Here is a 17,154-nt window from a genome sequence, read left to right on the forward strand (position 1 = left end):
TCGGGCTCTAGAACGGGACCTCCGCGAGGAGGAGCCCGCCGCCCGAGCCCCGGCCGGAGACGACGCGGCAGAAGTCGACCGCGTCCATCTCGATGACCTGCCCACCCTCTCCGGCTGTCCAGTCGCCGCCCGCGGCCCCGGTCAGCCGGAGACGGTAGGGGCGGCCGTGCCGCTCGGCCCACTCCCCCACCACGTCGCCGACGATCGTGCCGTCGTGGTCGGCGGTGAGGACCGGCGACCGTCCGGTCGCGCGGGCGATGTCCATCCGGTGCATCCACGGGTCGCGGGTGAGGATCGTGTCGACCAGGAAGGCCAGCGTCCAGGTCTCCTCACGGTCGGCGACGAGCTGCTTCTGCGGGATCGCCCGGCGCCGCAGGAGGGACGGCACGCGTCGCCGGGCGCGCGCGCCACGAGGACCGATCGACCGCATCTCGGCCAGGACGCGCTGCGGCGTCCAGCCGGCCCGCTCACGCACCTGGAGCGCGGTGAGCGCGTCCAGGAACGGTACGCCGGCCGCGGCCGCCTCGGCGGCGGCGACCCTCTGCTGGCGCAGCTGCTCGCGGATCCCGGCGGCCATCGCCGCCATCCCGACGGTGTGGCACGCGACCTGGCGCACGTCCCAGTCGGGGCAGTCGGTCGGCTTCGCCCAGTCCTCGGGCGCGAGCTCGGCCAGCGCGTCGGCGAACCTGTCGTACTCGGCCGCGGCCAGCCGGGCCGACGTCCGCCTGTCCAGGCGCGGGCGTCGTGGCGTCTCACGGACCTGCTGACCGGACTGGGGCTTGGCGGTGTTCATGCTCTTCTCGGTGCTCATCTCGGTGCTCTTCTCGGTGCTCTTCTCGCGGTGCGCGACTCCCGAGCGGCCGACGCGGAGGGAGGAAGGCCGACGGCGTCGGCCCACATGTCGACGGCGCGGACGAGCAGCCGTGAGAAACGGTCCCCGCCCGGGTCGTTCGCGTGCTGCTGGTCGGCGAGCCCGCCGATCAGCGCCAGCCAGATGTCGAAGTCGGCGCGATCCTCCAGGCCGAGCTGTCCGAAGACGGCCACGCCCCGCTCCAGGATGCGCACGGCAGGGGCGTAGGACTCCGCGCTCGGCTCGAAACCCGGGACGGTGCGCTGGTTCATCAGCTGGTAGCGCGCCAGGTCGGCCACCGCGAAGTCGAAGAATGTCCGCGACACCTGCTGGACCGCGGCACGCGCCTCGTTCGCCAGCTCGGCGAGGTCGCGCTCTGCGACCTGCTCGTACGTCGACCAGGCCTGAGCGAACATCGCATCGTAGATCGCGTTCTTCGAAGCGAAGTGCGTGTAGAGCGACGGCGCCTGCATCCCGACCCGGCGCGCGATGTCGCGGAGCGTGATCCCCGCCAGGCCGACCTCGCGAGCGAGCGCCCAGGCCGCATCGAGGATCTCACGCCGAGTCGCCTCACGACGTTCGGAGACCCTATCCCGATTCGCTTCGCCTAACATGATTAGGAGAATGCGCCCGTCGTGCGGCGTCCGTCAAGCGCTTTGCGAGAATGTCGGCATGTACTTCACCGATCGCGGCATCGAGGAGCTGGAGAGGCGGCGCGGTGACGACGAGGTCACCCTCGCCTGGCTGGCCGAGCAGCTGCAGGCGTTCGTCGACGTCAACCCCGAGTTCGAGACGGCCGTCGAGCGGTTCGCCACCTGGCTGGCCCGGCTCGACGACCCCGAGGACTGATATGCCCGCTCAGCGCGGGGTGACCGACACCTCCGGCACAGTGGCGTCGGGCGGCAGGTCGAGCACCGAGACGATGGTGTCGACGACGGTCGCCGCCCGGACCCAGTCCGAGGCGTCGTACGCCTTGCCCTCCTGACGGTGCACCTTCTCCTGCATGGGGGTGGCGCTGCGCCCCGGGAAGACGCTGGTGACCCGGACGCCGTGCGCCCGCTCCTCGGCGCGCACGGCGTCGGCCAGCGCGCGCAGGCCGAACTTCGAGGCGGCGTACGCCGCCCAGCCGGGGTTCGCCCGCAGGCCGGCTCCCGAGTTCACCATCACGAGGGTCCCCCGAGCGGCGCGCAGCGCGGGCAGCGCCACCCGCGTGAGCAGCGCCGGCCCGACGAGGTTGACCGCGACCTGGGCGGTCCAGGCCGCCGCGTCGAGCTCGGAGACGCTGCCGAGCTCGACGACTCCGGCCGCGTGGACCACCGAGTCGAGCCGATCCGGCAGGGCGAGCGCCTCGATCGCCGCGGGGTCGCCGAGGTCGGCGACGAGGACGGTCGCGTCGGGGAAGTCGGCGGCTCTGGCCGGGTCGCGCACCAGGAGCACCAGCTCGTCGCCGCGGTCGCGCAGGCGCAGCGCCAGCTCGCGGCCGATCCCGGAACCGGCACCGGTGACCAGGTGCCTCATCGGGCCCTCACCTGGCCCTCACCTGGTCCTCATCGGGTCAGCACGACCTTGCCGAAGAGGTCGCCCTTCGCCATCGCCTCGAACCCGTCGCGGGCGTCGGTCATCGGGATCACCCGGTCGATCAGCGGCCGGGTGCCGGTGGCGTCGAGCATCTGCACCAGCGAGCCGAGCTCGGCCTTGGTGCCCATCGTCGACCCGATCACCCGGAGCTGGAGGAAGAAGATGTTGGTCAGCAGCGCGTCGTCGAGGTCCGGGCCGGACGTCGTGCCCGAGATGACGATGGCGCCGCCGGGACGCAGGGACCGCACCGAGTGCGCCCAGGTGGCCCGACCGACGGTCTCCATCACCGCGTCGACCTTCACAGGGAGCCGCGTGCCGCTCTCGAACACCTCGTGGGCGCCGATCTCGAGGGCCCGCCTGCGCTTGTCCTCGTCCCGGCTGGTGGCGTAGACGCGAAGCCCGCCGGCCCTGGCCAGCGTGATGAGCGCGGTGGCCACGCCGCCGCCGGACCCCTGGACGAGCACGCTGTCCCCGGCCTTGAGATTCCCCTGCGTGAAGAGCATGCGGTAGGCCGTGAGCCAGGCCGTCGGCAGGCACGCGGCCTCCTCGAAGGAGAGGCCCTCGGGCTTCGGCACCAGGTTGCGCCGCGGCACGACCACCGTGTCCGCGAAGGTGCCCTGGTGGCGCTCCGAGAGCAGGGACCGCTTCGGGTCGGTGGTCTCGTCGCCGACCCAGTCCGGGGAGCTGATGACGGAGTGGACGACCACCTCGTTGCCGTCCTCGTCCACGCCGGCGGCGTCGCAGCCGAGGATCATCGGCAGCGCCTCGTCCTTGAGGCCCTGGCCCTTGAGCGACCAGAGGTCGTGGTGGTTGAGGCTCGCGGCCCTGACCGTGACCGTCGCCCAGCCCTCGGGCGCGACCGGGTCGGGCCGCTCCCCCACGACCAGGCCGCTCAGCGGGTCGTCACGGGAGATCGACTGTGCGTAGACGGCGAACATGGATCCAACCTAACGGGCGCGCGCGACGCCGTCCTCGCGGGCCGCGCCGGCCACGGCGCCGGCGACGGACGGACCGACCCGAGGGTCGAACGGCGACGGGATGACGAGGTGCTCGCTGAGGTCGTCCCCCACCAGGTCGGCCAGCGCCCGGGCGGCGGCCAGCTTCATCCCCTCGGTGATGGCGGTGGCCCGGGCGTCGTACGCACCGCGGAAGATGCCGGGGAACGCGAGCACGTTGTTGATCTGGTTGGGAAAGTCGGAGCGGCCGGTGGCGACCACGCGGGCGTACCGGTGCGCCACGTCGGGGTGGACCTCCGGGTCCGGGTTGGCCATCGCGAAGACGATCGACTCGGGAGCCATCGTGGCGAGCAGCTCCTCAGGGACCGTCCCGCCGGAGACGCCGATGTAGACGTCGGCGTCGCGCAGCGCGTCCGCGAGCGAGCCGGCGTGCCCGTGGCGGTCGGCGGTCAGCTCCGCGAGCGTCCGCTTCACCGGCGTGAGGTCCTCGCGATCGGAGCTCACGATGCCCTTGCGGTCGGTGACGCACAGGTCCTTCACGCCCGCCTCGACGAGGATCCTGGCGATGGCGACGCCGGCAGCGCCGGCGCCGGAGATCACCACGCGGGTCGACTCGACCGTGCGTCCCGTCAGCCGCAGGGCGTTCCACAGCGCGGCGAGGGTGACGACCGCGGTGCCGTGCTGGTCGTCGTGGAAGACGGGGATGTCGAGGCGCTCCTTGAGCCGCGCCTCGATCTCGAAGCACCGCGGTGCGGAGATGTCCTCCAGGTTGATGCCGCCGAAGCTGGGCGCCATCCGGATGACCGTCTCGACGATCTCGTCGACGTCGGTGGTGTCCAGGCAGATCGGCACGGCATCGACGCCGCCGAACTGCTTGAACAGCACCGCCTTGCCCTCCATCACGGGCATCGCCGCGGCCGGCCCGATGTCGCCGAGGCCGAGGACCGCGGTCCCGTCGGTCACCACGGCGACGGTGTTGGGGACCCAGGTGAAGTGCTGGGACAGGGAGGGGTCGCGGGCGATCGCCGAGCACACCCGGGCGACTCCGGGCGTGTAGGCCCGCGAGAGCTCCTCGTTGCCGCTCAGCGGCACCGACAGCGCGATCTCCATCTTGCCGCCGGCGTGGAGGTCGAAGACCGGGTCGCCGGCGTGGGGGCGCCAGGTGTCGTTCGTGGGGACGTTCATGGGCTGCTCTCTGTGCGGCCAGCAGGATGCTGGCCTGTGAGGAGGTGGCCGCCCGGGGGGTGTCAGGCGAGGTCGACGCGAAGGGTGGTCGCGGACGGGATGAACCGGTCCTTCGAGTCTGGCACGGATGACGCTGCCCGTCGCCCGACCGCGGCTATGGTCTGGCTCACAACGGACGCCGGATCCGCCCGGGTCGCGGCCACATCCGGAGCAGGACGACGGCCAGGACGTCCGCCTCCGGGATCACGCCGCGGTGCCGGGAGTCCACGCCCGCACCGGGGTTGTCGCTGAGCAGCCACCAGCCGGGCCCGCCGGTGCGCGTCGTACGCCTCTCGACGGCGCGCTTGACCGCGATGGTGCCGTCGGGGAGGCGGGCCACGACGACGTCCCCCTCCTGCCCGGCGCGGCGGTAGGAGACCAACAGCCGATCCCCCGGCAGGAGGGTCGGATCCATCGACTCGCCACGCACGCGAGCGAGCCCCCACCGCGCGCGCGAGCGCGAACCGGGTACCTGTGGAGAGCGACGCGACACGCGGAGTAGTGTCGCAGCCGACCGCTTCCCTTCCCCGACGAGAGGACCCGCATGTTCGCGCGACTGTTCGCCCCCACCATCGAGGTTTCCGCCCACTGCGACCTTCCCTGCGGCGTCTACGACCCCGCGCAGGCGCGCTACGAGGCGGAGTCGATCAAGGCCATCATCGGCAAGGTCGCGGACAACGACGACCCCGACTTCCGCACCCGCGCCATCCTCATCAAGGAGGAGCGCTCGCAGATCGTCAAGCACCACCTCACGGTGCTGTGGACCGACTACTTCAAGGCCCCGCACTTCGAGAAGTACCCGCAGCTGCACACGCTGATCAACGAGGCCTGCAAGCTCGCCAGCGGCACCGGCACCAAGGCGACCTTCGACGCCGAGAAGGCCGACCAGCTCCTCGCCAAGATCGACGAGATCGCGGAGATCTTCTGGGAGACGAAGAAGGCCTGAGGAACGAAGGCATTCTTCGTCTGAGCCAGCTCGCGGCGCCAGCCAGGAGCTGAAGGAAGAAGGCCTGAGCACGCACGAGCGTTTGACGGGGCCGGGTCGGGGTAGAACCTCGACCGGCCCCGTCTGCTGCAGGAGGACACGGTTTTGATCACGCGTGACACGACGTCCGACGTGGAGCTGCGCCTTCCCACCGACAGCGCGTTCATCTCGGTGCTGCGGACGGCCACCGCCGGGCTCGCCGCTCGCCTCGACTTCACCCTCGACGACCTCGAGGACGTGCGGATGGCCGTCGGGGAGGCCGCCGCGCTGGTGCTGGAGGCGGCCGAGCCGGGCGCCGACCTGACCATCCGCTACTGGCTGGCGCCGCGCGAGCTGACCATCGCCGTCTCGACGACGGCGGGGAGCGTGGTGCCCGAGCGCGACAGCTTCGCGTGGACCGTCCTCACCACCCTCGCGGAGGAGGCGACGGCGACGACCGAGGAGGGCATCTTCCAGGTCACCCTGCGGACCGCCTCGTCGATCGACGTGTCCGGCGGCGACGTCGACCCCCGCGCCGGGGTCGACGGCTGAGATGGTCGAGGCGTCGACGCGAGGAGAGCAGCCGGAAGGCTCCGGGGGGTACGACGAGGTCAAGCGCCGCAGCGCCGAGCTCTTCGTCGTCCTGACCGGCGGGCGCACGTCCGCCTCCGCCCGCGAGCGCGCCCGCGCCGACCTGGTCAGCCTGCACCAGCCGCTCGTCGAGCACTGCGCCCGCCGGTTCCGCAACCGGGGCGAGCCCCTCGACGACCTGCTGCAGGTGGGTGCGATCGGCCTGCTCAAGGCCATCGACCGGTTCGACGCCGACCGGGGCGTCGAGTTCTCGACCTATGCGACGCCGACCATCCTGGGCGAGATCAAGCGCCACTTCCGCGACAAGGGCTGGGCCATCCGCGTCCCGCGCCGGTTGCAGGAGATCCGGATGCAGATCGCGACCACGAGCGCGGAGCTGACCCAGTCGCTCGGCCGCTCGCCGACCGCTCCCGAGCTGGCCGCGAAGATGGAGTGCAGCGTCGAGGAGATCGTCGAGGGCCTGGAGTCGGGGAACGCCTACGCGACCCTGTCCTTGGACGCCGGCGAGGAATCCGAGGACGGCGCCGCGAGCATGCTCGAGTCCCTGGGCGTCGACGACGCGAACCTCGCCCACATCGACCTGCGCGAGTCGATCCGGCCCCTGCTCGAGCAGCTCGGCCACCGCGAGAAGCGGATCCTGCTGCTGCGCTACTTCGGCAACATGACCCAGTCGCAGATCGCCGAGGAGATCGGCGTCTCGCAGATGCACGTCTCGCGGCTGCTCACCCGCACCCTCGCGCAGCTTCGCGCCGGTCTGGACGACAACCGGAACGTCTAGCCGGTCAGTCCTCGTCCTGCGGCTCGAGCGCGGCGAGGCTGGCGGGCGAGAGGATCGCGGCGAGCACCGCAACGGCCACCAGCGCCAGCGGTACGGCGACCGTGGGGTTGTGGCGGGAGTCCCACGCGAGGCCGAGCTGGATCAGCTGGGTCAGCACGACGGGGCTGCGCGCCCAGGAGACCAGACGCAGCAGTCCGTAGCCGCACAGCGCGAGCGCCGCGGCGTACAGCAGCAGGAAGACCGCTGCGGTCGTCCCCATCGTGAGCTGGTCGCCGCTGAGGTCGGCGAGGTCGAGCAGGGCGACGACGGTCAGCACCAGGGCCTCCAGCCCCACCAGCACGACGGCGATCGTGAGAGGCAGGGGCCGCGAGGTATGGCCGAGGGGACTACGGGTCACCGGGGCAGCCTACGAGGCGGCCGGCGCACCCCGGGCAGGCCGTCGGCCGGAAGGTGGGCGGGCGGTGATGAAACACACCACCGCTGCCCCTTGTTTAACGTGCCAATAGTCGGAAAACTAGTCCGGTGCGCTCGTGAAGGCGTTCACACATCACGCCCCGAGCCGTGCGGCAGCCGTTGAACCGGCACCGCAGCCCCAAACGCTTATGGAAAGAGGGATCCGCCAGCCATGGATTGGCGCCACCGTTCGGCGTGCCTCGACGAGGACCCGGAGCTGTTCTTCCCCATCGGGAACACCGGCCCGGCCATCCTTCAGATCGAGGAGGCCAAGGCAGTCTGCCGCCGCTGCGACGTTCGTGAGCAGTGCCTGCAGTGGGCGCTCGAGGCCGGTCAGGATCACGGCGTGTGGGGAGGCCTGAGCGAGGACGAGCGACGCGCCCTCAAACGGCGCAACGCCCGAGCCCGCGTCCGCACCAACGTCTGAGGCCGGTCACCGCAACGGCACCCTGATCTCGGCACGCGCGCCCGTCCCCGAAGGACGGTTCTCGAGGCGCAGGCTGCCGCCGAGCTCGGACTCCACCAGCGTGCCCACGATCGAGAGCCCCAGGTTCGTCGAGGTGGCCAGGTCGAACCCGTCGGGCAGGCCGTGACCGTCGTCCTCGACCGTGACGGTGAGTGCTGCGTCGGTGCGCCTGACCGCCATGACGATCCGGGCGACGTCGGCCGATGCGCCTTCGGGGTAGCCGTGCTCGACCGCGTTCTGGAGCAGCTCGGTCAGGGCCATCGCCAGCGGGGTGGCCACCTCGGCGTCCAGGCCGCCGAAGCTGCCCTGGCGACGGACGCGGACGGCCGCGCCGATGGCGCCCACCTCGCCGAGCGCGCCGCCGATCCGGTCGGCGATCTCGTCGAAGTCGACGACCTCCTCGCCCGCCTGGCTCAGCGTCTCGTGGACGATGGCGATCGACCCGACCCGGCGTACCGCCTCCTCGAGCGCTGACTTGGCCTCCGCCGAGTCGATCCTCCGCGCCTGGAGCCGCAGCAGCGCGGCGACCGTCTGCAGGTTGTTCTTCACCCGGTGGTGGATCTCGCGGATGGTGGCGTCCTTGGTGACCAGCTCCCGGTCGCGGCGGCGCAGGTCGGTGACGTCGCGGACCAGCACCAGCGCCCCGATGTGGTCACCCTTGGGCCGCAGCGGGATCGCCCGTGCGATGAGGACGACCAGGTCCGTGCCGATCTCGGTGTCGCGGTGCGCGCGGCCGCCGAGGACCGCGCTCAGGGTCTCCTCGTCGGGCCGGCTGCGCGGAGGGACCAGCTCGCGCGTGACCTGCGCCAGGGACAGGCCGGCCAGGTCCCCGGAGAGGCCGAGCCGGCGGAAGGCCGAGAGTGCGTTGGGGCTGGCGTACTCGACCTTCCCGTCGGCGTCGACGCGCACCGCACCGTCGCCGACGCGTGGGGTGTCGGCGTGGTCGCTGCGCTGACCCGAGGACGGGAAGTAGCCGTTGGCGATCATCTGGGTGAGGTCGGAGGCGGTCTGCAGGTAGGTCAGCTCCAGCCGCGACGGCGTGCGTACGCCGAGGAGGTTGGTGTTGCGCGCAACGACCGCGATCACCCGGCCCGCCCGCCGCACGGGGATGACCTCGACCCGGACGGGCACGTTGTCGCGCCACTCCGGATCGCCCTCGCGCACCAGCCGGCCCTTGGTGTATGAGGTGTCCAGCAGCGGTCGGCGACCGACCGGGACGAAGGTGCCGAGCACGTCGTCGACGTAGGCCGTGGGACCGGTCGTCGGCCGCATCTGACCACCAGCCCAGAACCCCTGCCCGTCCCGGTCGGGCAGCCACAGGACGAGGTCGGCGAAGGACAGATCGGCGACGATCTGCCAGTCGGCCATGAGCAGCTGGAGCCAGTCGACATCGGCCCCGTCGAGGTCGGTGTGGCTGAGCACCAGCTCGTTCAGGGTCGGCACGGCGGCAAGCGTAGCCACGGCTTCTACGCGATGTGTGGGCGACCGGCGGGGTCTGTCAGGATGGGTGCATGGCGATGTCGGGGTCGTACTGGGAGAGCGTGCACGCAACCGGGCTCGCCGTGCCCTCGGACCGACCGCTCGACGACCTGACCGCCGAGCTCACCCGGATGCTGGGCGACCCCGATCCTGAGATCCGCGAGGCGATCGCTGTGCCCACGCTCGTCGCCTGGATCGAGCGCGGGGTGTACGACGACCTGCTGGCCGGCCTGGGAGACGGCATGGCGACCGGGCTGGGCGTCGGCCTGTCCGGGAGGAACAGCGCCAAGCGCCGCGCAGGCGGCGGCCCCGGTGATGGTCCGGGTGATGGTCCGGGTGATGGCCCGGGTGATGGCCCCGGCGGTGACACCGGCGACGACACCGTCTTCCGACGGACGTCCTCGGCCGTCGTACTCACGGCGTGCATCGAGCGGGACAACGAGCGTCCTCTTGTGCCGGGCGGCAAGGTCCTCGAGTGGGGCGACCGGCTCGCGACCTGGCTGCTGCGGGAGCACGACCTGCGCGGGTTCGTCCCCGGACGCGGATCGGCGCGCACGATCGCGCGCGGCGCCGACGCGCTCGCCGTCCTGGCCGCCTCCCCGCACGTGAGCCGGCCGGAGCTGACGGTCGTGCTCGACGTCGTCGCCGACCGGGTGCTCGCGCCCAGCGCGGTAGCCTTCGGCCTCGACGAGCCCGACCGCCTCGCGGCGGCGACGCTGGCGGTGCTGCGACGCAACGCACTGCCGCTCGGCGTGCTCGAGCCGTGGGTGGAGCGGATCGCCGCTGCGGCCTCGGCACCCGATCGACGCAGCGACGACGGCGACGACGCCGCAGCCGTCACGACCGCGTCGAACGCGCAGTCCTTCCTGCGCTCGCTGCACCTGCGGCTCGCCCTCGGCCGTCGTCAGCCGGAGGTCCGGGCCGACCTGCTCCTGGTCGTCATCGACGCCCTGCAGCGGACGAACCCCGACCTGTCCGCCTGACGGGTCCCAGTCCGCCGTCACACAGCAGAAGGCCCCGCACCGGTGATCCGGTGCGAGGCCTTCCGACGTCAGTGAGCGGTGCTCAGCTGTTGGGGCGCTTGCCGTGGTTCGCGCCCTTCTTGCGACGCGCGCGGCGCTTGCGGCCGGTCTTGCCCATGGTGTCCTCCTGAATCCTGTGCCCGTAGCGGGGTGCCGTGCGGGTTCCTGCCCGCGACACGGGCCGAGGGACAGTCTCTCAAACCGCCCCCGCTGCCGCGAAATCAGGCCGGTCGGTCAGCCTTCGCGAACCGTGGTCGTGGTCGTGGTGACCTCGACCCGCACCTGCTGCAGCCGCAGCATCACCTTGTCGCGCAGCTCGTGCGGGGCGACCTCGCTGCACGAGCGGGCCACGACCGACTTGATGGTGCGCTGGAGGTCGTACTTCTCCAGGCAGGGGTTGCAGCTGTCGAGGTGCTCCCGGACGGCGCTACAGTCGGCCTCGGCCAGCTCGTTGTCGATGAAGAACACGATCTGTTCGAGGAAGTCCGCACACTCGGCGGCGGTGGGGTCGTGCCGGTCGTTCATTTCTTGTCCTCGCTCGCCGTGCCCACGGGCAGAAGGTCGTTGTCACGCACGTAGTCGGAGAGAAGGTCGCGCAGCTGGCGGCGGCCGCGGTGCAGCCGCGACATCACGGTGCCGATCGGCGTCTCCATGATCTCCGCGATCTCCTTGTAGGCGAACCCCTCGACGTCGGCGAGGTAGACGGCCAGGCGGAACTCCTCGGGGAGTCGCTGGAGGGCCTCCTTCACCTGGCTGTCGGGCAGGTGCGAGAGCGCCTCGGTCTCCGCCGACCGCAGGCCCGTCGAGCTGTGGGACTCGGCCCGCGCGAGCTGCCAGTCCTCGACGTCCTCGGACATCGACTGCTGCGGCTGGCGCTGCTTCTTGCGGTAGGTGTTGATGAAGGTGTTGGTCAGGATCCGGTAGAGCCACGCCTTGAGGTTCGTGCCCGGCCGGAACTGGTGGAAGGAGGAGTACGCCTTGGCGAACGTCTCCTGGACCAGGTCCTCCGCGTCGGCCGGGTTGCGGGTCATCCGCATGGCCGCCGAGTAGAGCTGGTCGAGGAAGGGCAGGGCATCGCGCTCGAACCGCGTCGCACGCTCGGCGTCGGTCTCGGTGGCGACATCGACCGGAGCCGGTGTCGCGTCGAGGTCAACGAGGTCGTGGAAGTCTGACTCACTCATCGCCGCCCAGCCTACGCGCACGCCGGACAGCACAGGTGCGGCATCGGGGCGCTCGAGCAGGACGGTCATGCTCTTCGCAACGCGGCGACGGCGCCGGCCATTCCCGGCCGCCGGCACCGGTCAGCGCGCGCCGACCACGTCGCGCACCAACCACTCGAGGGCGGACTCGACGAGCACCGCGAGGGCGTCCTCCTGGCTGACCGGACCGCGCTTGCCGACCTTCATCGAGTGGTCCGCGCCCGGGACGACGGCCAGGTCGACGCCGGGCAGGTCCGGGAACTCGTCGGGCCGTCCGAACGTGTCCTTCTCGCCCTGCACGACCAGCGTCGGGACGCGTGCGCCGCGCAGCTCCTCGACGCGTGAGCTCTCCGGCCGGCCGGGCGGGTGCAGCGGGAAGGCGATGGCCAGGCAGCCGGCCGCGCCGAGCGACCGGGCGGTGCGGGCCGCGGAGCGGGCGCCCGCCGAGCGGCCGCCGACGACCAGGGGCGTGCGCACCCGCATCCAGTTCGCCGCGTGGGTCAGCGCGGCGTCGAGCGTCGCGGGCGGCGTGGCGATCCGGCGCCCGGCCACCCGCCACGGCTGCTCGAAGCGGACCACCGTGATGCCCTGCGGCGGCAGGGCACGGTCGAGGGCCAGCAGGTCGGGCGTGTCGATCCCGTTGCCGGCCCCGTGGCTGAGCAGGACGGTCGCGAGCGGGCTGCGGGCCCGACGGGTCACGAGCAGCCCCTCGCCGTACGGCGTCTCGATCCGCATCCTGCTCATCTGCTCCCCTGCTCGTCGGAGACCGCTGCCTCGGGGCCCTCGACGGGCAGGGGCTCGACCAGGTCGGAGCCGTTGTTGTCGACGCTGTTGACCCGGGTGGAGACGGGGTAGGCCTCCAGCCGGCCGGGCGCTGCCGGGACGAGGAGGTCGAGCGAGCCCGACGCGGTGGGGTCGAGCCACTCGGCCCACCGCCCGCGCTCGACCATCAGCGGCATCCGGTCGTGGATGCGGCCGAGGTCGTCGGGCGCGTCGGTGGTGATCACGGTGCACGACCAGAGGAACGGGTGCGGGTCGTCGTCCGGCTTGGTGGGGTCGCGCCAGATCTCGTAGAGCCCCGCCATCGCCAGGACGCCACCGTCGCGCGGACGGATGAAGAAGGGCTGCTTCACGGCCTTGCCCGCCTTGGTCCGCTGCTCGGTGGCGTACCACTCGTAGTAGCCGTCGGCGGGCAGCAGGCAGCGCCGGGAGGCGAACGCCTTGCGGTAGGCCGGCTTCTCCGCCACCGACTCCATCCGGGCGTTGATCATCCGGTTGCCGATCGAGCGGTCCTTGGCCCACGACGGCACCAGGCCCCAGCGCAGGGTCCTGAGCTGGCGCTGCTGAGGACGGTCGTCCTTGGCCGGACGCTCGAGGACGGCGTAGACCTCCTTGGTGGGCGCGACGTTCCAGTCGGCCGGGCGAGGCTCGTCGATGTGCAGCTCGGCGACGTCGAACTCCTCGGCGAGCTCCCCGGCATCGCGGCTCGACGCATAGCGACCACACACGGGAACCACCTTAGGGGGACGGAGTGTGGTCACGGACGGATCAGGGTATGGAGAAGCCATGACCGTCAGCAGACTCCTGGCCCGCCCCCTTCTCGCCGCGTCGTTCGTGGCCGGACCGCTGCATGCGATCAAGCACATGGACAGCACGTCGGCGAAGGCCAAGAAGGTGACCGAGCGGCTGCTGCCGCTCGCCGAGAAGGCCGGTCGTCGCGCCGGCGTACCTGTGCCCACCGAGCCCGCGACCTGGGTCAAGATCAACGCCGCCGCCCAGATCCTCGGCGCGGTCGGGCTCGCGACGGGGAAGGCGCCACGCGCGTCGTCGGCGCTGCTCGCCCTCACCCTCCTGCCGACGACGATCGCCGGCCATCCCTTCTGGGAGGAGACCGATCCCGCCGCGAAGAGCGCCCAGCGCACGCAGTTCTTCAAGAACGTCTCGCTGCTCGGCGGCCTCCTGATCGCGGCTGGTGACACGAACGGTCGGCCGGGCGTCGCCTGGCGCGCCAGGCACGCCGCCAAGGACGCACGTCGGACCGCCCGCCAGGAGGCCCGAGTGATCAAGGCCAAGGCGCACCTGCACTGAGTCGGCACGCCGTGCGACCGATAGCCTTGCCGGCGTGACGGCACCGCTCGACGATCCCTGGCCCGCACCGCGCGCACGCGGACCGGTCGACGCCGTCGTCACGCTCCCCGGCAGCAAGTCTCTGACCAACCGGGCTCTCGTCCTCGCCGCCATCGCCGACGGCCCCTCCGTCGTACGCCGGGCGCTGCGCTCGCGCGACAGCCTGCTGATGGCCGGGGCGCTCTCCGCGCTCGGCGCCGGTATCGACACCAGCGGCGAGGACTGGACAGTCACGCCGGCGAGGCTCGCCGGCGACGCGACCGTCGACGTGGGCCTCGCCGGCACCGTGATGCGGTTCGTGCCCCCGGTCGCCGCCCTCGGCACCGGGCTGGTCTCGTTCGACGGTGACGCCCACATGCGGCAGCGGCCGATCGGCGAGATCCTCGCCGCGCTCCGGGCCCTCGGCGTCGACGTCGAGGGCGACGCCCTGCCCTTCAGCCTGCGCGGCAGCGGCGCGGTGCCCGGCGGCATGGTCACCGTGGACGCGTCGGGGTCCTCCCAGTTCGTCTCCGCGCTGCTGCTGGCGGGCGCGCGCTACGACGCGGGCATCGACGTCCGGCACGCGGGCGAGCCGGTCCCGTCGCTCCCCCACATCGACATGACGGTCGAGATCCTGCGGGCGCACGGCGTCGTGGTCGACACGGCGCTGAACGACCGCGGCGAGCCGGACCGCTGGGTGGTCGCGCCCGGGCCGATCAAGGCGGTCGACCACACCATCGAGCCGGACCTCTCCAACGCCGCGCCGTTCCTGGGCCTGGCCGCCGTCAGCGGCGGCAGCGTCACCGTCCGCGACTGGCCGCTGCGGACCACGCAGGCCGGCGACGCGCTGCGCGGCCTGCTCGAGCAGATGGGCTGCCGGGTCGCCCTGAGCGACGAGGGCCTGACGGTGACGGGCACCGGAGAGCTGCTCGGCATCGAGGCCGACCTGCACGACGTCGGCGAGCTGACCCCGGTGGTCGCCGCCCTCTGCGCGCTCGCCACGACCCCCAGCCACCTGCGCGGCATCGGCCACATCCGCGGTCACGAGACCGACCGGCTGGCGGCGCTCGCGACCGAGCTCGGCGACCTCGGCGCCGACGTCACCGAGCACGCCGACGGACTGACGCTGAGGCCGGCCACGCTGCACGGCGGCACCTTCCACACCTACGCCGACCACCGCATGGCGCACGCGGGGGTCGTGGTCGCGGCCGCGGTCGGCAGTGACGACGACCCGGTCCTCGTCGAGAACGTCGCCACCACGTCCAAGACCTTCACCGACTTCGCGCCCTTCTGGGCCTCGCTGTTCTGAGTCGACCGAAGCCCCCATGGTCCGCAACACGAACCGCTACTCCGACCACGACGTCGAGCACTACGACAGGCCGCGGCGGCGAACCCGGCCGCGGACCAAGGACCGGCCGACCTACGACGAGGCGGTCGACGGCGTCGTCGTCACGGTCGACCGCGGGCGCTTCACGCTGATCGTCGACGGCCGGGAGATCTGGGCGGTCAAGGCGCGTCCGCTGGGCCGCAAAGGGGTCGTCGTCGGCGACCACGTGCGGGTCGTGGGCGACGTCTCCGGCATCGAGGGCGCTCTCGCCCGGATCGTCGAGGTCAGGCCGCGCAGCACCGTGCTGCGCCGCACGGCGGACGACGACGACCCGGTGGAGCGGGTGATCGTCGCCAACGCCTCCCAGCTCGTCGTCGTCATCGCGCTGGCCGACCCGGAACCACGGCACGGGCTCATCGACCGCGCCCTCGTGGCGGCGTACGACGCGCGCATGACGCCGCTGCTCTGCCTCACCAAGGCCGACCTGGCCGATCCGGAGACGCTGCTGTCGACCTACCGCGCCCTCGGGGTCCCGTGGGTGGTCACCCAGCGCGGGGGCGACACCGGTATCGACGGGCTGGACGAGCTCCGCGACCGCCTCGAGGGCAGGGCCAGCGTGCTGCTCGGGCACTCGGGCGTCGGGAAGTCGACCCTCGTCAATGCGCTCGTGCCCGACGCCCGCCGAGAGGTGGGCCACGTCAACGCCGTCACCGGGCGCGGCCGGCACACCTCCACCTCGGCGCTGATGCTCGAGCTGCCGCGGGCGAGCGGCTGGATCATCGACACGCCGGGCATCCGGTCGTTCGGGCTGGCCCACGTCGAGCCCGAGCACCTCATCGAGGCCTTCCCGGACCTCGACGAGATGACGGAGGACTGTCCGCGCGGCTGCACCCACGGCGTCGACGAGCCGGAGTGCGGTCTCGACGTCGCGGTCGCGGAGGGCCAGGCCGACCCCGACCGGGTCGAGTCGTTCCGGCGGCTGCTGGCCGCCCGGTCCGAACCGCTCTACTGACCGGCCACCGACCGGCCACCGACCGGCCACTGACCGGCCACTGACCGGTCGTCAGCGGTAGTGGACGACCTCGCAGCCCCGGACCAGGTCGCGGTGGTCGGCGATGGCGACGTCGTGACCGCCACCGCAGTCGAGCAGGTCGCGGCCGCGGCCGCCCACCAGGCGGTCGGCGCCCCGCCCGCCCCGCAGGGTGTCGTCGCCGCGACCGCCGCGAAGCACGTCCCGGCCGCTGCGCTGGGAGATGCCGCGGTCGTCGACGTCGTAGGCGGCGAACCCCGCCAGGACATCGCGGCCGGCGCCACCGAGGATCTCGTCGCGTCCCGCGCCGCCGAACCCGATCCCCGGACCGCGCATCCCGCGCGCGTCGATGCGCCGGGCACGGGCCGTCCGACCGGTCTGGAAGCTGACGGTCCAGCCGCGGATCGCGGCGAGCCGGATGACGTGGCGGAGTCCGGCGGGCCCCACGAGAGTGGCCAGGGAGGGGCGCAGACGGACCCGGCTCAGCACCCGGTCGCGGACGTAGGCCGGGATGGTGCCGTCCTGCCAGACCCGGCCCTCGCGGCGTACCGACTCGGCGATCTGGATCTGCCCACCCCGCGCGGACACGCCGGTGGTCGGGTCGGGCATCAGCTGGTCCAGCCCCGGTCCACCGTCGAGGATGCGGCCGCCCCACAGGACGTCGCTGCCGGGACCGCCGGCGACGCTGCCACCGCCGAAGATGCCGTCATCGCCGGGTCCGCCCGACGCGGCGCCGTCCGGCGTGGCGAGCCGGACCGTCTCCGAGAGCGCCGACCCGCTGACGACCGAGGCGTTCGAGACCTCGATGTTGCCGTCCAGCCAACGCGGACCGGTGAGCCCGGACAGGTCGACGGCGTTGCTGCCGCCGCCTCCGTCGACGGTGACCCGGTCGAGGTCCTGGCACCGCGCATGCGCGGTGCCGTCGACGACCAGCGAGCGCGCGACGCACGCCACGACCACCCGGTCGTCGGCAGCATCCCCGCGGACGACCACGAGCTTGCCGAGACCGTCGTCGCGCACGGTGACGGTCACCACCGCCGACGCGGGAGCGGCCACGGCGACCGCCAGGAGCAACGAGGCACCGGCGACCGCACCCGTCCGGGTCCGCCGCCACGAGTTCCGAGAGCGCAT

Annotated in this window: 23 protein-coding genes; 9 read left to right on the plus strand and 14 right to left on the minus strand. The window is 72.4% G+C overall.

What is annotated here, in order from left to right:
- Positions 1-7 precede the first annotated feature (7 nt).
- Positions 8-811, minus strand: coding sequence for a maleylpyruvate isomerase family mycothiol-dependent enzyme (locus BM236_RS00895; protein ID WP_217645174.1), 804 nt, complete (start codon positions 809-811; stop codon positions 8-10).
- A complete protein-coding gene (locus tag BM236_RS00900; protein WP_091119143.1) occupies positions 808-1,464 on the minus strand; it encodes a TetR/AcrR family transcriptional regulator in 657 nt (218 codons plus the stop codon). The genes BM236_RS00895 and BM236_RS00900 overlap by 4 nt, the downstream gene beginning before the upstream one ends.
- A 58-nt stretch (positions 1,465-1,522) precedes the next feature.
- Between BM236_RS00900 and BM236_RS18805 the strand changes: the two genes are divergently transcribed.
- The gene (locus BM236_RS18805; RefSeq protein ID WP_091119145.1) at positions 1,523-1,699 is read left to right on the plus strand and encodes a DUF6104 family protein; all 177 of its coding nucleotides are present in this window, start codon (positions 1,523-1,525) and stop codon (positions 1,697-1,699) included.
- Between the two features lie 9 nt (positions 1,700-1,708).
- On the opposite strand, the gene BM236_RS00910 is transcribed toward BM236_RS18805, so the two are convergent.
- The 4 genes from BM236_RS00910 to BM236_RS00925 form a co-directional block, all read right to left on the minus strand.
- Positions 1,709-2,368, minus strand: a complete 660-nt coding sequence (locus tag BM236_RS00910) for an SDR family oxidoreductase (protein WP_091119147.1) — start codon at positions 2,366-2,368, stop codon at positions 1,709-1,711.
- A gap of 29 nt (positions 2,369-2,397) precedes the next feature.
- Complete coding sequence (locus tag BM236_RS00915; protein ID WP_091119149.1) at positions 2,398-3,366, minus strand: zinc-binding dehydrogenase; 969 nt, start codon at positions 3,364-3,366, stop codon at positions 2,398-2,400.
- Positions 3,367-3,375: 9 nt separating this feature from the next.
- Positions 3,376-4,569 carry an NAD(P)-dependent malic enzyme gene (locus BM236_RS00920; RefSeq protein WP_091119151.1) on the minus strand — a complete coding sequence of 398 codons (1,194 nt, stop codon included), beginning with the start codon at positions 4,567-4,569 and terminating at the stop codon, positions 3,376-3,378.
- A gap of 166 nt (positions 4,570-4,735) precedes the next feature.
- Positions 4,736-5,101 carry a S24/S26 family peptidase gene (locus BM236_RS00925; RefSeq protein ID WP_281247606.1) on the minus strand — a complete coding sequence of 122 codons (366 nt, stop codon included), beginning with the start codon at positions 5,099-5,101 and terminating at the stop codon, positions 4,736-4,738.
- Between the two features lie 51 nt (positions 5,102-5,152).
- On the opposite strand from BM236_RS00925, the gene sodN reads away from it, so the two are divergent.
- The 3 genes from sodN to BM236_RS00940 all read left to right on the plus strand — a co-directional run bounded on the left by sodN (position 5,153) and on the right by BM236_RS00940 (position 6,941).
- Entirely contained in the window at positions 5,153-5,554 is a 402-nt protein-coding gene (sodN, locus tag BM236_RS00930; protein ID WP_091119155.1) for a superoxide dismutase, Ni, read from the plus strand.
- A 144-nt stretch (positions 5,555-5,698) separates the two neighbouring features.
- Entirely contained in the window at positions 5,699-6,124 is a 426-nt protein-coding gene (locus BM236_RS00935) for an ATP-binding protein (RefSeq protein ID WP_091119157.1), read from the plus strand.
- Position 6,125: 1 nt separating this feature from the next.
- Positions 6,126-6,941, plus strand: a complete 816-nt coding sequence (locus tag BM236_RS00940; protein WP_091119159.1) for an RNA polymerase sigma factor SigF — start codon at positions 6,126-6,128, stop codon at positions 6,939-6,941.
- 4 nt (positions 6,942-6,945) lie between these two features.
- Here the strand turns inward: BM236_RS00940 and BM236_RS00945 are convergent, their stop codons facing one another.
- Positions 6,946-7,338: a hypothetical protein gene (locus BM236_RS00945; RefSeq protein WP_139229987.1), complete on the minus strand. Its 393-nt coding sequence runs from the start codon at positions 7,336-7,338 to the stop codon at positions 6,946-6,948.
- Positions 7,339-7,566: 228 nt separating this feature from the next.
- Between BM236_RS00945 and BM236_RS00950 the strand changes: the two genes are divergently transcribed.
- Positions 7,567-7,821 (plus strand): WhiB family transcriptional regulator, encoded by a 255-nt coding sequence (locus tag BM236_RS00950; protein WP_091119163.1) that lies wholly within the window; start codon positions 7,567-7,569, stop codon positions 7,819-7,821.
- A 6-nt stretch (positions 7,822-7,827) separates the two neighbouring features.
- Here BM236_RS00950 and BM236_RS00955 read toward each other — a convergent pair whose 3' ends face one another.
- Complete coding sequence (locus BM236_RS00955) at positions 7,828-9,303, minus strand: sensor histidine kinase (RefSeq protein WP_091119166.1); 1,476 nt, start codon at positions 9,301-9,303, stop codon at positions 7,828-7,830.
- 68 nt (positions 9,304-9,371) lie between these two features.
- Between BM236_RS00955 and BM236_RS19475 the strand changes: the two genes are divergently transcribed.
- On the plus strand, positions 9,372-10,322 hold the full coding sequence (locus BM236_RS19475) for a DUF2785 domain-containing protein (RefSeq protein ID WP_281247607.1): 951 nt from the start codon (positions 9,372-9,374) through the stop codon (positions 10,320-10,322).
- Positions 10,323-10,404: 82 nt separating this feature from the next.
- Here the strand turns inward: BM236_RS19475 and BM236_RS19590 are convergent, their stop codons facing one another.
- The 5 genes from BM236_RS19590 to BM236_RS00980 form a co-directional block, all read right to left on the minus strand.
- Positions 10,405-10,479 carry a 50S ribosomal protein bL37 gene (locus BM236_RS19590; RefSeq protein ID WP_370249596.1) on the minus strand — a complete coding sequence of 25 codons (75 nt, stop codon included), beginning with the start codon at positions 10,477-10,479 and terminating at the stop codon, positions 10,405-10,407.
- Between the two features lie 116 nt (positions 10,480-10,595).
- Positions 10,596-10,886 carry a mycothiol system anti-sigma-R factor gene (gene rsrA, locus BM236_RS00965; RefSeq protein WP_091119168.1) on the minus strand — a complete coding sequence of 97 codons (291 nt, stop codon included), beginning with the start codon at positions 10,884-10,886 and terminating at the stop codon, positions 10,596-10,598.
- Complete coding sequence (locus BM236_RS00970; RefSeq protein WP_091119170.1) at positions 10,883-11,611, minus strand: sigma-70 family RNA polymerase sigma factor; 729 nt, start codon at positions 11,609-11,611, stop codon at positions 10,883-10,885. The genes rsrA and BM236_RS00970 overlap by 4 nt, the downstream gene beginning before the upstream one ends.
- A gap of 51 nt (positions 11,612-11,662) precedes the next feature.
- Complete coding sequence (locus BM236_RS00975) at positions 11,663-12,304, minus strand: alpha/beta hydrolase family protein (RefSeq protein ID WP_091119173.1); 642 nt, start codon at positions 12,302-12,304, stop codon at positions 11,663-11,665.
- A complete protein-coding gene (locus tag BM236_RS00980) occupies positions 12,301-13,068 on the minus strand; it encodes an SOS response-associated peptidase (protein ID WP_091119175.1) in 768 nt (255 codons plus the stop codon). The genes BM236_RS00975 and BM236_RS00980 overlap by 4 nt, the downstream gene beginning before the upstream one ends.
- Positions 13,069-13,126: 58 nt before the next feature.
- Between BM236_RS00980 and BM236_RS00985 the strand changes: the two genes are divergently transcribed.
- From BM236_RS00985 to rsgA, 3 genes are read left to right on the plus strand one after another with little or no spacing between them, the layout of a single operon-like run.
- Positions 13,127-13,648: a DoxX family membrane protein gene (locus BM236_RS00985; protein WP_091119177.1), complete on the plus strand. Its 522-nt coding sequence runs from the start codon at positions 13,127-13,129 to the stop codon at positions 13,646-13,648.
- A gap of 34 nt (positions 13,649-13,682) precedes the next feature.
- Positions 13,683-14,975 carry a 3-phosphoshikimate 1-carboxyvinyltransferase gene (gene aroA / locus BM236_RS00990; protein ID WP_091119179.1) on the plus strand — a complete coding sequence of 431 codons (1,293 nt, stop codon included), beginning with the start codon at positions 13,683-13,685 and terminating at the stop codon, positions 14,973-14,975.
- A 16-nt stretch (positions 14,976-14,991) separates the two neighbouring features.
- A complete protein-coding gene (gene rsgA, locus BM236_RS00995) occupies positions 14,992-16,005 on the plus strand; it encodes a ribosome small subunit-dependent GTPase A (RefSeq protein ID WP_091119181.1) in 1,014 nt (337 codons plus the stop codon).
- Positions 16,006-16,056: 51 nt separating this feature from the next.
- On the opposite strand, the gene BM236_RS19285 is transcribed toward rsgA, so the two are convergent.
- Positions 16,057-17,154: a calcium-binding protein gene (locus BM236_RS19285; protein WP_091119183.1), complete on the minus strand. Its 1,098-nt coding sequence runs from the start codon at positions 17,152-17,154 to the stop codon at positions 16,057-16,059.

It is taken from the genome of Nocardioides terrae, from assembly GCF_900112345.1.
Classification (GTDB): domain Bacteria; phylum Actinomycetota; class Actinomycetes; order Propionibacteriales; family Nocardioidaceae; genus Nocardioides; species Nocardioides terrae.